This is a genomic window from Pseudochrobactrum sp. sp1633 (genome assembly GCF_030376605.1).
Taxonomy (GTDB): Bacteria; Pseudomonadota; Alphaproteobacteria; order Rhizobiales; family Rhizobiaceae; genus Pseudochrobactrum.
Genome location: NZ_JARRAE010000013.1, coordinates 1 through 15,028 on the forward strand (window position 1 = coordinate 1; position 15,028 = coordinate 15,028).

Annotated in this window: 11 protein-coding genes; 8 read left to right on the top strand and 3 right to left on the bottom strand. The window is 50.5% G+C overall.

Translation table 11 applies throughout. The features are described from left to right. Positions 1-109: 109 nt before the first annotated feature. Both P8H26_RS13800 and P8H26_RS13805 read left to right on the top strand, forming a co-directional pair. Positions 110-2,047 (top strand): glycosyltransferase family 2 protein, encoded by a 1,938-nt coding sequence (locus tag P8H26_RS13800; RefSeq protein WP_289633710.1) that lies wholly within the window; start codon positions 110-112, stop codon positions 2,045-2,047. Between the two features lie 190 nt (positions 2,048-2,237). Next, positions 2,238-3,584, top strand: coding sequence for an ATP-binding protein (locus P8H26_RS13805; RefSeq protein WP_308446677.1), 1,347 nt, complete (start codon positions 2,238-2,240; stop codon positions 3,582-3,584). A gap of 21 nt (positions 3,585-3,605) precedes the next feature. Here P8H26_RS13805 and P8H26_RS13810 read toward each other — a convergent pair whose 3' ends face one another. Continuing rightward, entirely contained in the window at positions 3,606-4,811 is a 1,206-nt protein-coding gene (locus tag P8H26_RS13810; RefSeq protein ID WP_289633711.1) for a GNAT family N-acetyltransferase, read from the bottom strand. Between the two features lie 457 nt (positions 4,812-5,268). Here P8H26_RS13810 and P8H26_RS13815 point away from each other — a divergent pair, with 457 nt between their 5' ends. Next, positions 5,269-6,267, top strand: coding sequence for a glycosyltransferase family 2 protein (locus tag P8H26_RS13815; RefSeq protein WP_289633712.1), 999 nt, complete (start codon positions 5,269-5,271; stop codon positions 6,265-6,267). Positions 6,268-6,366: 99 nt separating this feature from the next. Here P8H26_RS13815 and P8H26_RS13820 read toward each other — a convergent pair whose 3' ends face one another. After that, on the bottom strand, positions 6,367-7,662 hold the full coding sequence (locus P8H26_RS13820) for a lipopolysaccharide biosynthesis protein (protein WP_289633713.1): 1,296 nt from the start codon (positions 7,660-7,662) through the stop codon (positions 6,367-6,369). Positions 7,663-7,928: 266 nt separating this feature from the next. On the opposite strand from P8H26_RS13820, the gene P8H26_RS13825 reads away from it, so the two are divergent. From P8H26_RS13825 to P8H26_RS13845, 5 genes are all read left to right on the top strand, one after another. Continuing rightward, positions 7,929-9,506, top strand: a complete 1,578-nt coding sequence (locus P8H26_RS13825) for a GumC family protein (protein ID WP_289633714.1) — start codon at positions 7,929-7,931, stop codon at positions 9,504-9,506. A gap of 33 nt (positions 9,507-9,539) precedes the next feature. Beyond that, positions 9,540-10,850 (top strand): O-antigen ligase, encoded by a 1,311-nt coding sequence (locus tag P8H26_RS13830; RefSeq protein ID WP_289633715.1) that lies wholly within the window; start codon positions 9,540-9,542, stop codon positions 10,848-10,850. Between the two features lie 4 nt (positions 10,851-10,854). Beyond that, positions 10,855-11,634 (top strand): polysaccharide deacetylase family protein, encoded by a 780-nt coding sequence (locus P8H26_RS13835; protein ID WP_289633716.1) that lies wholly within the window; start codon positions 10,855-10,857, stop codon positions 11,632-11,634. A 66-nt stretch (positions 11,635-11,700) separates the two neighbouring features. Next, positions 11,701-12,933: a glycosyltransferase family 4 protein gene (locus P8H26_RS13840; RefSeq protein ID WP_289633788.1), complete on the top strand. Its 1,233-nt coding sequence runs from the start codon at positions 11,701-11,703 to the stop codon at positions 12,931-12,933. Next, positions 12,930-14,060 (top strand): glycosyltransferase family 4 protein, encoded by a 1,131-nt coding sequence (locus P8H26_RS13845; protein ID WP_289633717.1) that lies wholly within the window; start codon positions 12,930-12,932, stop codon positions 14,058-14,060. The genes P8H26_RS13840 and P8H26_RS13845 overlap by 4 nt, the downstream gene beginning before the upstream one ends. A gap of 157 nt (positions 14,061-14,217) precedes the next feature. Here the strand turns inward: P8H26_RS13845 and P8H26_RS13850 are convergent, their stop codons facing one another. Beyond that, positions 14,218-14,781 (bottom strand): GcrA family cell cycle regulator, encoded by a 564-nt coding sequence (locus P8H26_RS13850; protein WP_289633719.1) that lies wholly within the window; start codon positions 14,779-14,781, stop codon positions 14,218-14,220. Positions 14,782-15,028: the final 247 nt, after the last annotated feature.

Below are 15,028 nucleotides of genomic sequence, written 5' to 3' on the forward strand. Positions count from 1 at the left end.
TTTTTATGAATAGTATTGTTAATAGAGTGTTAATTTCAAAATAATGTTCTTTATTGTTTTATAAGTTAGTGAATTCAGGCAGGTTATTTCTTGGGGTGACGGAATGACGATGCATTTTTTATTTTCGCAAAATTTTATAGGTCTGTGTGCGGCGTTCTCTGTGCGTCTTGTTGCGGCAGGCCTCAGAAAAACAGACATTATAGCGGCTTTCGCCAGTGCGGCGCAGCATAATACCTCCTTTAATGATGAGCTTGTGCACAGAGGCGCCATTTCCGAGGGCGACCTTTACCGGCTGTGGGCTGAGGAAGCGGGGTTGATCTATGATGATGCGCCCGCTGCGGGAGAGGTTTTGCTGCGCCCTTTTGATGGCTCTGCGCGCCTCAGCAGTATTCGTCATATATTGATCGCGGGGCGCAAAGGGCAGAGCCTGCTCTATATGGCCCCTGATCTCAAAGAACTGGCTATGCTGAAATTCTATTTGCAGCAATATCCTGAAATGCGCGACCGTTTGAGGCTGTGCCCGCCAGCGGTGCTGGTAGCCCTTTTGCACAACCGCTACGGAAAGGCTGCGGCAGGCCGTGCGCAAACAATGACGCCGTCGCATCTTTCGGCCAGTCTTGTGCTGAACGGCTGGCAGGGCTTTTGTTTCGGCGGATTGCTGCTGGGGGTGATGTGGCTATTCCTGAAAGAGGGCAACGCTCAGCTTTCATTACTTTATTGGGCAATGACATTGTTCTTCTTTGCTTGCGTTACAATTCGCCTTCTGGCTGCATTTAATGCACGGCCATTGCATATCAGGCCGCTGGCTCCGTACCGCCTGCATGATCTTCCGGTTTATACCGTGCTTGTGCCGCTCTATCGGGAGGCGGGTATTGTGCGGCAGCTCGTCAGCGCATTAAGTGCTTTGAACTGGCCGGCGACCAAGCTGGATATCAAGCTGGTATGCGAGGCCGACGACAGTGAGACATTGGCGGCATTGGCTTGTCAGTCATTGCCTGCTCAGTTTGAAATATTAAAGGTACCCTCAATCGGGCCACGCACCAAGCCCAAAGCCCTGAACTATGCTTTGCAATTTGCCCGTGGTGAGTATGTCGTGGTCTATGATGCTGAGGACAGGCCACATCGTGATCAGCTGCTGGAGGCGTGGCAGGCTTTCCGCCGTGGCGGCAGTGAACTTGCGTGTCTTCAGGCACCACTGGTTATCGGTAATTTTGATTTCAATTACCTGACCCGTTTTTTCTCGTTTGAATATGCAGGATTGTTTCGGGGGCTTCTGCCCTGGTTGAGCAGGCGGGGTGCGGTAATGCCTTTGGGCGGAACGTCAAATCATCTGAAACGGAAAGTGTTGCAGCAGATAGGCGGCTGGGACAGCTTTAATGTGACAGAAGATGCTGATCTGGGGATGCGTCTGGCGCGTTTCGGTTATCGCGTGAATGTTATTAATCGCCCGACGACAGAGGACGCCCCTGAAAATTATAAAGACTGGAAAACACAGCGTACCCGCTGGTTTAAAGGTTGGATGCAGACATGGCTGGTGCATATGCGCTCACCAGTACAAACGTGCCGCCAGTTAGGCGTTGCGCGTTTCAGTCTCTATTTAATCTATACAACCGGTTTGCTGCTATCAGCATTACTACATCCGTTTATGCTGATCGGTCTGGGGTGGGGCGCCTTTTTGTTTGTAACGGGGCAGCAGGATCAGGCTGTTTTGGCAGCAATGTTATTCAACGGCATGAATTTGCTGACGGCTTATTTAAGCTTTCATGTGCTTTGTAAGAAAACGCTGCGATATGAGGAGCGGCGACACTATTTTTATCTCTGCGGTGTGCCGTTTTATTGGTTGTTGCTGTCCTTTGCATCATGGCGCGCGCTTTATCAGATGTTTACAGCGCCTCATCATTGGGAAAAAACCCCGCATTTTCCAAGTCGCCTTGAAGGCCTGTTCAAAGAGACCGGCGAGAGCGTCATGATCGCAACCGGATCGCCGGTTCTTTATGCACAGGAAGACAAGGGGATTTTACCGGAATGTCACAAAGCCGTAATGTAAATCATGAATAATTTTGCGAATGTTTTCAAAGGGAGTGGTGATCGTTTCGAATGAGATCACGGCGAATATTGAGCAACAGGTAATTTGCTTTAGCTCCAAAATGCTTTAGCAATATTCGCAGAATATGACTTGAATTAAGAAATCACATAAATGCCTGTGTTCCGGCAGGTAAAAGGCGGCATTCAGATACATGGCAATTGGTCAGAAACAGCAAAATGAAATTGCCGTAACAACAACGGATATTGAAGTGGCGCAACGGCACAAAAAAGGTTTGCAGCGGTTCACAGACCCTGTGCGCAAATCTGCGCCGGCTCTGTTTATACTTCTGCCGCTGTTCTTCGTTTTGTTGTATTGGGGTGTTTCTCCCCTTCTGGCTGTGGTTGCCTGTGCGCTCGCTTTTGCGGCACTGATTATTGTGAGCTCATTCACTGCTCCGGAGCCTGTGGCTGTGGCAGTTAAAACGAAAAAACGAGATGGTCCGCTGTCGCGTTTATCCGGTGAGCGGCTGGCCGATTTTCTGCCTGATCCTTTGGTGTTGTTTGATGCAGCCGGTACCATTCTTTATATCAACCATGCAGCGCGTGAGACTTTTCCGCCGCTCGCGCGTGATACATCGCTTTATCTGTGCTTTCGCTCACCGGAAATGCATTCGCTGATTCAGGGAATTATTGCTGACGGTCAGGCGCGTTCAACGGATTATCTGGAGCGTTTGCCGCTGGAGCGCTGGTATCGCGCTTCAGTGATGACGTTTGAAACGGCGAAGGGTGAGGCGGATTGCTTCATTCTGATCTTCCGTGATCAGACGGAGTTGCGCCGGATTGATCGTATGCGGTCGGATTTTATCGCCAATGCCAGTCATGAATTGCGCACACCGCTCGCATCTTTGCGTGGCTTTATCGAAACGCTGCAAGGACCGGCACGTGATGATGCGGCGGCGCGGGATCGCTTTTTAGGCATTATGCAAACGCAGGCAGATCGGATGTCCCGTCTGATTGATGATTTGCTGTCACTCTCCCGCCTTGAAATGAAGGCGGCCATACCACTCAAAGAGCGGATTGATATAGGGCTGATCCTGAACCACGTTGTGGAAACGCTGGCGCCTATGGCATCAGGTGTTGGGGTCACAATTGAATGGGTAAAGCCGGATCATCCTGTTCTATTGCCGGGCGACAGAGATGAACTCATTCAGGTATTCCAAAATCTGATTGAAAATGCTTGCAAATATGGCCAGTCAGGAAAACGCGTGGTGGTGACACTGGACGAGCAGGGGGCGGAAAGCGCTTCGGCTTCCGCAGATGCGCTGCGTGGCTTTTCTGTCAGTGTGGAAGATTTTGGCCCCGGCATACCGGCTGAGCATTTGCCTCGCCTGACAGAGCGTTTTTACCGTGTTGATGTTGACAGCAGCCGCGCTCATAAAGGTACGGGGCTTGGACTGGCAATCGTCAAACATATCCTCACCCGTCATCGCGGGCGTTTGATTATCCGCTCGCAACTTGGCAAAGGCGCTGTGTTCACCGTTGTTTTCGCCGGATCATAAGTTTGTAATTTGCGGAAACATTCAGCGTTTGAAAGTGCGGATGATACGCCATTTCAGCGGCCGCAGTGCCTGCCAGAATGAAGTGGCACGCAGACGCGCCATTGTGGTCTGGTATGTTGCATAAAGCCTGCCGCGCGTTGTGTTGCACACTGTCATGCGTTTCAGCGGAATTGTCAGGTCACAATTTTGCAGTTTCCAGTCTTCATTGCCAACGCCGAGATCCAGGCAATCATAGCCCTCTTCTTTGAGGCGCGTTATGAGAAGATAATGCAGCATACGGCCGGGAGAGTATTTTGCCCAGTTTTTAAGGTTTGAGGCAATCATAATGCCGTAATAATGCGGCCCGCTTGTTAGCGCCCACATGCAGGCAATAATTTCACCATTCAGCTTCAACGCGGAAAGATGCAGCACACCGGCATGATGAAACCGCTCTGTAGCGCATTTGAAATAATGGAGCTTCTCCGGATGTGTCTCAAAGCCGGGCACTTCGGTTTCAATAAAACGCTGCTGTTTTTCATGGAGCATGAACTCTGAATAGGCCTGCCGCTCTTCATCCGTCGTCGCAACATTAAATGAGAATTCCTCAGTCTCGCTGAGCTGGCGTATATTGCGCCGGATATTTTTCGGTCTTATCAACCCTTTTTCAATTTCAGGCAGGTCATGCGTCAGAACAGTAGCATGGCTATCGGCGCCATTACTGAGATTGGCCAATAGAAATAGCGGGTTCACAAGAGAGCCAAGCTTTTCAGGCATGTTCTCAAAGTCGGCATAGTCAAAGGCAGGCAGTGCCAGTTTGATTTGACGCCACAGGTTTTGTGCCTGATCGACTGTCCACTCAATACCGCATTCAAACAGAACGGGCGCATTATAATCGGCAACGCCCTGATCCGTAAAACTTAAAAGGCGAATGCCGTTGCGCGGTATAATTGCGAGGGGCAAAAAGAGCACAGGCAATCCGGACGGCGTGCGCACTTCAACCAGACAAAGCTCTGCCTTAAGAACAGGCGCATAAGTCTCGGCCCATACGCTCAAAAAGGTTGTGGTCTGGAAAATATGATAATTGGGGCTGGCATTACTATTGATTTTTCCGGGGGCCGCCGGTGTCGCGGCTGGCCAGTCTGCCGAAACGCTGTCTACCGCGTTAAAACAACGGATAGAATAAGCAGGCTGATAGGTTGCCGGATCAATCCTGGTCGCATTGTTCTGCGCTGAAGAGAGCATGTCCATATTATCAAAGAAACCTATGTACGAGCCGGATATAAAAATCTGAAATACTGTTCAGCTGAATTCCGGGCTTCCCTGTGTCCGCGTCAATAATTGAGATATTATAGCGCCAAAAGATATAAATAATTGCTGTCAGAAATCAGAATTGGCAGGATTGAGTAAATAATCTCCTATCAACCGGAGAGTTATCCGCAATTTCGTGGTCGCTTAAATGATGATTAAGCAAGTCGTAAAGTAATTATCATTAATCATTATTGTAATGTTTCATTTATATTTAACGTCAATTTTAATCAATTATGGTGTCAATTGCAAAACGCTCTTGTCAGGCATATATGCCGTATTATTCCATGCGCGAATTAAAGGACGCGCATTAAGGCAAAAGAATGGTGCGGGCGTCGCGGGTGCAGTGAGCCGCGACATACTTTGAACAGATTGCTGCGGATTTTGTGACGGAAGAGAAATGACAGTTTCAATCATAATCAAAGCACTGAATGAAGAACGGCGCATTGCTGCTGCGATTGAAAGTGCATTGGCAGCCCTGCCCGGCGGGCAGGGTGAGGTCATTTTGGCTGACAGCGGTTCAACGGATCGTACCATTGAGATTGCGCGTCAATATCCGGTGAAAATCGCCCAGATCGAAGCGCCTGCTAAAGCCAGCTGCGGCCTTGGACCTCAGTTAGGTTATCAGTATAGCCGCGCTCCTTTCATCTGCCTGATGGATGGTGATACGGAACTGGCACCTGATTTTATTATTGAGGCCATGAAATATCTGGAAGAAAATCCGCGTGTTGCCGGTGTAACGGGCCATGTGACGGAGCGGAATAATGAAAGTCTTGAATATGTCCGCCGTGGTTTGCGGAAAACAGCCTATAAAGCAGTTGGCACGATTGACCGCATTAATTGCGGCGGTCTTTACCGGCGCGAAGCGATAGAAGAGATCGGTTATTTATCCGATCGCAATCTGCATAGCTATGAGGAATATGATCTTGGCGTGCGGTTGCGCAGCAAAGGGTGGACACTGTTTCGTCTTGACCGGCGTTTTGTTTATCACACAGGACACAGCGCCAATGCGTACAAGTTGTTGTTGAGGCGCTGGCAGACAAAATATATTCGCGGGATCGGTGAACTGCTGCGCTCGGCAACGGGAAAACCGCATTTTAAAATGCTTTTTGCCGAATTGCCGGAATTGCGTCTGTGGATGGGTGTCTATGGATGGATCATTGTAATGTTGCTGGTTCTGGCCGTGTTGCCCGCCGGTATCGCATTGATGGTTGATCTGGCGATGATTGCCGGCGTTGTGGCACTAATGAGCATGAAGCACCGTAGTCTTTCCATCGGGCTTTATTCTGTGACGGCATGGTTTTTCCATGCTGCTGCGCTGCCACTTGGCTTTTTTGCACCGCGTAAAAACCCTGCAGCACAGATTGAGAGTAAAATCATTCAGGAAAACAAGAGCTAGAGCATTTCGAGTTTTGATTGAAACAGAGAGAATACTCTAGCTCTTTGTTTTTACGCATTTCCTGACGCAAAATCTGTTCCCGCTTTTGCTGGAAAAGCTTTAGGCCGAGCGTTGAGCGGCCTTGCGCACCAGTCGTGACAGCACCAGCCACGCGGATAAAGCGATGGAGAACTCAATCAGATAGATTGAGATAAATGTGCCTGTGGGCGGCATCAGCCATGTGGCAAAGGCCAGCACAGGTGCGCCGATCAAATTGCCGGTGTTGAGAATGGCTGCACGATATCCATGCTCACCGGCGGCACCCATTGCTTCTACGCCGACCGACCATAGGGCATAGAAAATAATGACCCAGCACAGCACCTGCGTGAAATATACCATTGACTGATATTCCTGCCCGAAAACCAGCGGCAGATAAGGTGCAAGGAAATAAATGAAGGTGGCAGTGAAGATGGCAATGCCCAGCGCCATCAGAGCGGCTTTTTGTGCCAGCGGCCACGCTTTGTCGATGCCGTTTGCGCTCATTTTGGCAAAGCGTGGATAGAGCAGGCGGCTCATAGCATCAATATTCAGATAGCTGCTATCCACAATACGACGGGCAACACCGTAGCTGCCGATGACTGCAGGAGAAAGAAGCAGACCGAGCAAGAGTAAATCGATATTCTGGCGAATGGCGCGGAATATGAATGGCGTTGCAAAGAAAACGCCGAGTTTCAGCTCCTCACGTACAATGCGAAATGTCGGCTTGCCAAGGCGTATCAGCAAAAACCAGTAAAAAGCGGCAACCAGCAGATGGCAAGCAAATTGCCACCACGCCCAGCCGTTAATTGTGCTGACGCCAAAGGCCATACATGCCACCACGGCGGCAAAAGTACGTGCGAATGCGAAGCCGACCACGGAAAGATTGGCCGCTTTGAAATTACTGTGTCCGATATAAACGGCCTCAACCAGCAGGATCAGGCGCAGCAGAACAATATTGGTCACAAGATAAAGAAAAAGGCTGAGCTGATTGGTAACAGGGTCTTCAGAAAACTGTATCCAATAGGGCAGAATAATCATGCCGGCAGCAATAAGAAACGCGCCGCTGATGCTGACAAGTATCAGGTTGTGCCCCAGCAGGACGGGGTATATTTTGTTGTTCTGAGCCACGCGGCGCAGCAGAGATTCTGCCCCGCCGATGCCGCAAACATGCACAGCGATACTGGTAATTGCCATAATGGTGATGAACATGCCGAATTCGGCGGCACCGAGAAAACGGGCGAGAATAGCAAATGTCACAAGCTGAGCGACGCTCGCCATGATCAAACTGCCGCTGGAGGCCATATAGGAGAGGAGCGACGGTACATGCCGCCTGATACGCGCAGACAACCGGTTGTCTGGCAACTCCGTTTCACTCATATTTTCATTTTCCCGTGTCGCTGCTTCTGTAAAGCATTTTCCGGTAAAATGGAACTATTTTAGGCCCGCAAGCACAAGAAAGACCAAAGACTATTATTAATTAATATAACTAAAATAGAATATGTATTTTTTATGCATTCCAATGCCTAAACGGCCTCTGACAAGCTTTGTTAACCTTTTTTTTTAATATCTCTGTTACTGCATAAATAAGGTCCGGCATATGTGCCCGACATAACAGCTTCGACTCAAAATAGTAGAGACGTCTTATGTATACTCTGCAAGAATTAGCCCAAAAAGCCAAAGCCACGCCTGCAAGCGGTCGCGGGGCAGAGGCTGTTGTGCGGACAGATGCAGAAATACAACCGGATATTGCGGTATCTCCAAAGTCTGCCACGCAGGCTTCGCGCGATAAAGCGACGATGTACAATGATGACACTGCTGTTCAGCAGGGCTGGGTATTTCCGGCAATTGGCGTTTCAACGATTATCAACTGGCTCTTGCGTTACTGGTGGCTGATCCTGCTGCTGGCAGCATTGGGTGCAGCTATAGGTATCGGGTTCGGTAAAACCGCCAAGCCGCGCTTTAATGCCGGAACCGATATTCTGGTCGCGCCGTCCAATCTGCAACTGGTGCCGAACGATGTTTATGTGCCAAGTGTGCAGGCCGAAAGCCAGCTGATGGATATTGAGAGTAAACTGCGTTTGCTCACATCCGGTAATGTTCTTCAGCGGGTGGTCGATGAATTAAAATTGCAGGATGATCCTGAATTCAACGGCACGCAAACGGGATTGCTCTCAGGCATACTGGGTGGCGCAAAGAAAAATGCTGACAGTGCCAATCCTGAGCAGGCAAAGAATATTGCTGCCTTGCGCGAACTGTCTTCCCGTATTGAGGCGCGCCGCCCTGAGCGTTCTTATCTGATCAACCTGACTGTATGGGCGCAGGAACCGGAAAAGGCTGTCTTGCTGGCCAATGCAACGGCCAAGGCCTTTCAGGAAGAGGTCGCGCAAAATGAGCAGGATGGTGCGGCCCGCGCATCCCGTGCTCTGACAGAGCCGTTGAATGAACTGAAAAAGGCCGCCACTGAAGCCGAGATGAAAGTTGCACAGTTCCGCAATGCGCAGGGCTTGCAGACCAGCAATGCCGGTGAGCTCGTCAGCACACAATCGCTGACCCAGATTAATACGCAGCTGGTTGCAGCGCTGACCCGTCAGGCTGAAGCTAAGTCGCGTTATGATGAACTGACCAGTGCGAATAATCAGGCGCTGGATCCGTCCAGCACATTGCAATCGCCGACTTTGACAGCTTTGCGCACGCAATATGCAACACTGAAGCAGCGTCTTGATGCGATGGCGATGACCTATGGTTCGCTTTATCCTGAGCTGGTAAGTACGCAGTCACAGATTGCAGGATTGCAGACACAGATTGCACAGGAAACATCACGTATCCTGCGTGCAGCGAAGCTTGATCTTGATCAGGCCAATTCTGTTGTTGAGACGCTGCGTCGTCAGACTGAAGCTGCCCGTTCGGCGGTTTCACTGGATACCGATGCGCAGGTCACATTGAATGATCTTGAACGTGACCGGCTGGCTACAACAGCACTTTATCAGACCTATCTGACCCGTGCGCAGGAAATTGCCCAACGGCAGCAGATTGATGCGACGAATATTCGTATTGTTTCAACCGCTCTGCCGCCGAAAAGCCGCTCGTGGCCTCCGGGCACAGCTGTTCTGGCCGTGGCCGGTGCCGTTGTCGGTGGCGGACTTGGCTCAGCCTTGGCGATGTTGCTGGGTTTTGTGGGATTGATGCGCGCTCAGCGCCGCGCGGCCTATGCAGTCAATTAAAATCTGAAAATGCAGACAAGACAGCATAGCGGTTTGGGCGGTACAGAAACCGTACTCGCTCCGGTTTTGTTCATGGCACAGTTTTTGTACATGTGGGTGACGGTCGATCCCTATGTAGAGATTTCTGTCTCAATTGCCGGGAGCGGGGCTTCCAGCCTGATCAATCAGCTGGCAGCGATGAGCCTGTTTTGTCTGTCGATCATTTTTATTACGCAAAGCCCCGTTAAAGCGTTGGTTTTGCAACCGCGCGGTTTCATGATTGTGCTGTTACTGTGGCTGATCGTTACAACGGTCTATGCGGTTATTCCTCAGACTTCGATCAAGCAGCTGATTTTGGTTTGCATCACGCTGGTTAATGCTTCTGTTTTTTTGCTTCTGCCGCGTTCGGAGGAGCAGTTTGCACGTTTAATATGTGCTGGTTTGTTGATCATGCTGGGATTCGCTTATTTCGGTGTGTTTTTTAAACCGCTGCAGGGCATTCATCAGTTTTCTACTGAACTGGGAAATGATCAGGTGGGTGACTGGCGCGGGCATTTTGCACATAAAAATGTTGCCGCTGGTGCGATGCTGATGAGCAGCTGTTATGGTCTATATCTGAAGGATAAAGGGCTGCGCTTTTCGGGGTGGCTGATTGTTATATTATCGGTGTATTTTCTTATTCACACAGGCGGAAAAACATCGACAGCGATGCTGCCCGCCATTCTGATTATTGCTTTTGTTTTTGAGAAGTTTGGTTTGCTGCGTTGGCCGATTGCATTGGGCGGCGCTCTGACAATTAATTTTTTAACTGTAGGCGCAGCACTGTTGCCGCCGGTTTATAAGTTTATTGAATCTCTGGGTGTAGATCCCAGCTTCACAAACAGAGCTGATATCTGGCGCTTTGCTGCACAGGTAATTTCCGAACGCCCGTTTTTCGGTTACGGCTTGCAGGGATTCTGGCGGTCTGATGTCGTCGTAAATAATGATACGGTTGAAAACTGGGCACCACTTGCATTTAATGGTCACAATGCTTGGGTCGATGCTCTGATTAATCTGGGTGTAATCGGTTTTATTTTAATGATTATATGGGTTTTGGTGTTACCTTTAATCTATGTAAACCGAATATTTAAACAGAAAAAATACACTCCTGTGGTACGGCTTTATATACGTATATGGCTCTATGGCCTTTTTTCCTGTTCCTTAGAGAGTATGTTTTTCGAAAACGGCAGCTTGTTGTGGTTTTCTGTGGTGGTGGCGATTTGTGGATTGCGTTTGCAGGCGGTGGCTGAGCCGGTTACAGAGATGAAAACCGAAACAACGGGCAGCTGCGCAAACACCCTGTCTCAAGTGGCTGTAGTGAGGTAAGACGGTGAAGCGCAAAGTCAAATTTTGGGTTGGTCGCTTGCAAGCGCATTTGATGCGCCGTATCGCTCCTAAAACACTGAATATACCAACAGATCATCCTGTCATATCTTTTACCTTTGACGATGTGCCCGACAGCGCTTTTCATTATGGTGCAGCCATTCTCGAAAAATACGGGCTGCACGGCACATTTTACATCGCAGGTAATCTTGCCGGAAGTTCTGACACCAGCAGGAAGCTGATTTCGGAAGACGGTATTCGCGCACTGGCCGACCATGGCCATGAAATCGGTTGTCACACATTTTCCCACCCGAATGTTGCGACATTGAGCGGTGCAAAACTGCAAGAAGATATTGATCGTAACCGTTCTTTCCTAAGCCGCATTCTGGGCGGTCGCAGGGGCGGGCATGGTGCGCAGCTTAATTTTGCTTATCCGTATAACGCAGTGTCGTATTTTGCGTATCGCCGTTTAGCCCGAAATTACCGTACCTGCCGCGCCGGAGAAAACCGGATTAACCGGGGGGCAACGAGCCCGCAAATGCTTTGCGGTATGGAAATCGGCCTGTCTGATGCTTATTCGCAGCAACTGACGCGCGAGATTGATGCGGTTAAGGAGCAGCCGGGCTGGTTGATTTTCTTCACTCATGACATTTCTGAGACACCAACGCCCTATGGCTGCACGCCGGCAACTTTTGAAAAGCTGGTTCAGTATGCGGTACAAAGTGGTGCTACAATTTTAACTGTTGATGCAGCGCTGGATCGTTACACATCGCCGCGTTCGGTATGAGGCGTTAAGCTTTATCTGATCTACAAAGCATAACTGCCGGTTTGAGGAATTTTCATGATCTCTGATATGAAGCAGATGCGTCTGCTGGCCATTAATAATTACTTCTACCGGCGGGGCGGAGCGGAAGCGATTTTTCTTGACCATATGAGCTTGTTTGAAGACATCGGCTGGGATGCTATTCCTTTTGCTATGCAGCATCCGGAAAACCTGCCTTCAGACTGGTCGCGCTATTTCGTTTCAGAAATTGAATACGGGCGTGAAAGCTCGGCGCTGACCAAGGTGAAGCAGGCTGCGAAGGTCATTTATTCCCGTGAGGCGCAGAACAATCTCAGTGCGCTGCTCGCGGTGGCAAAACCGGACATCGCCCATGCGCATAATGTCTACCACCATTTGTCGCCGTCGATTTTTGCCACGCTGAAGCAGCATAATATTCCGGTTGTGATGACCGTACATGATCTGAAACTGGCCTGTCCTGCCTATAAAATGCTGGTGGACGGTCATATTTGCGAGCAATGCAAAGGCGGGCGGATTTATAATGTTGTCGCCAATCGCTGCATCAAAGGCTCTGTGCCGCTGAGTGGTCTGGTGTTTGTGGAAACTGCTATTCACCGCATGCTCGGGCTCTATCGCAATAAGGTTGACCGCTTTGTAGTACCAAGTCGTTTCTATCGTGAGAAGCTGATTGAGTGGGGCTGGCCGCAGGAGCAGCTGGTCTATATTCCGAACTTTGTTGAAACAGATCATCTGAAACCGGTCTATGAAGCGCAGGATTATTTTCTGTTTGCCGGTCGCTTGGCACCGGAAAAAGGGCTTAAAACGCTGATCCGTGCAGCGGCAAAATCCGGCATCCGGCTGGTCATTGCCGGTACAGGGCCCGATGAGGCCGAATTGCATGCGCTGGTTAAAGAGCTGGATGCGCCTGTGACCTTCGCCGGTTATGTGACTGGCGAAAACCTGCATCGTCTGATCGGCGAGGCGAGGGCACTGGTGCTGCCATCAGAATGGTATGAAAATGCGCCGGTGAGTATTCTTGAGGCCTATGCACTTGGCACGCCCGTCATTGGCGCGCGTATCGGCGGTATACCGGAAATGATCCGTGAAGGGGAAACCGGTCTGACTGCGGAAGCTGGCAATGCCGATGATCTGGCCGCACAATTGAGCCGCATGGCTGCCTTGCCGCTTGCAGAGCGCAATCGCATGGGCTTGGCGGGGCGTGAATGGATATTGAATGAATTTTCAGCAGATGCCTATCGCAACCGTATGCTGGAACTCTATGCCGGACTGGGTGTGCGGGCATGAGTAAGCATAAACAGCCGAAAGTGATGATGCTTGGTCTGCGCGGTGTGCCTCAGGTGCAGGGCGGTGTGGAAAAGCATGTTGAAGAGCTGAGCGAGCTTTTTGTGCAAAAAGGCTGGGATGTTGAGGTGCTGGGGCGCAAGCCGTATCTGGCACAGAAAACACCTTATCAATGGGAGGGCGTGCAGGTTACGCCGCTTTGGGCGCCGCTTTCCACTAAGTTTGAGGCTATTGCCCATACATTTCTCGGGGTGCTGGTAGCGGCAGTGCGCCGTCCTGATATTCTGCATATTCATGCGATCGGACCTGCATTGCTCACGCCTTTGGCGAGGCTGCTGGGGCTTAAAACTGTCGTGACCCATCACGGCTTTGATTATAACCGCGATAAATGGGGCGGACTTGCACGGAAAATGCTGAAAACCGGCGAATGGGCAGGCATGCGTTTTGCAAGTCAGCGTATTGCGGTTTCCCGCCATATCGCAGAGGCGATGGCAGAGCGTTATAAGGTATCATCGCAATTCATCCCCAACGGTGTAACCTTGCGCGAGAGCGGTGTTAGCGATGTTTTGCAAAAATTTGGTTTGGCCGAGAAACATTATGTGGTGATGGTTGCCCGTATTGTGCCGGAAAAAAACCAGCACGATCTGATCGCGGCTTTTGCCGCAATGCAGGGGGCGGGTTATCACAAGGATAAGAAGCTGGCGATTGTCGGAGCCGCCGATCATCAGTCGCCTTATGTGGATGAGGTCAAAGCTCTTGCTGCCAAAACGCCCAATGTCGTGCTGACAGGAATGCAGCGTGGCGATGATCTGACGGCGCTATACAGTAAGGCTGCATTATTTGTGCTGCCTTCCAGCCATGAGGGCATGCCCATCGCAATGATGGAAGCTATGGGATCCGGGCTGCCAGTACTGGCGAGCAATATCACCGCTAATCTGGAGGTTGGTTTACCGGAAGCGGATTATTTCCCGCTGGGAGATACGCAGGCCTTAGCACGGCAGATGGCCGAAAAACTGGATCGGCCTTTCAGTGCAGAGCAGGCGGCTGAACAGAGTGCGGAAATTGCAAAAAACTATAGCTGGTCAGGAATCGCAGATCAGACTTTGGCGGTTTATCAGCGCCTGTTGTGAGTTTTGAGCGCTGAATGGTGCAAAAAGCGGTGCATTTCCTGCTTTGGCTTCGCACTAAATGCAGATGAATATATGCGGCATATGCATGATGCAGTTGACGTGAGCATAATAAAAAAGGCGCTGAGAAGCGCCTTTTTTGTTTGCAGTAATTTTCCAGTCAGCGAGCGCGGCGGCGCTCGGCTGTCGGCTGGAATGCCAGCTTGGAATGGTAGCTGCAATATGGGCTGGATTCACCGGATTCATGACCGCAGAAATGGAAGTCATCATGCAGAGGATCACCGACCGGCCATTTGCAGGTGCGTTCTGTCAGCTGCAGCAAGGTCAGGTGGCGTGAAATCGGCACAACGACATTTTCATTCGAGCGAATGATCGGTGCTGCAACGGCATCAGCCAGAATTTCAGCCTGCAGCGCTGCGCCGCCGGAAGATTTCATGACTGTTGCACGAGGTGCAGCCTGTGCAGCACTGACGCTGGCAGCAGACATGCTGCTGACATTGGAGGTCGTTGCCGGCCGAGGTGCGGCCACCGGTGCAGGTGCTGGTTTTTTGCTGCGAGGTGCGGCAGTGGTGGTTTTGCCGCGACCGGATAGTTTAAGCCGGTGCACTTTGCCGATTACCGCATTGCGGCTGACGCCGCCCAGCTGGGCTGCAATCTGGCTTGCACTCAGACCTTCACTCCACAATTTCTTGAGAAGCTCGACGCGTTCATCTGTCCAGTTCATTGTGGCTCAGGCTCCGTTCTTTATAATCTTATAGCGTCCGGCTATCGTTTTTGCGGGCCCGTCCAAGCAGGCACCATATGTACCGGACAGCTGGCGCTGTCGCACTAAATCTAGTCTTACTTTAATATGAAACTACCTTAAGCATGGACACCGTGACAAGCGCGGCACCCGTAGCTGAAATGGTTTTCCCCAACCTTGGAGATCAGCGGGCATTTAATAGACCGGTTTTTTTTAAATACAAGGTTTT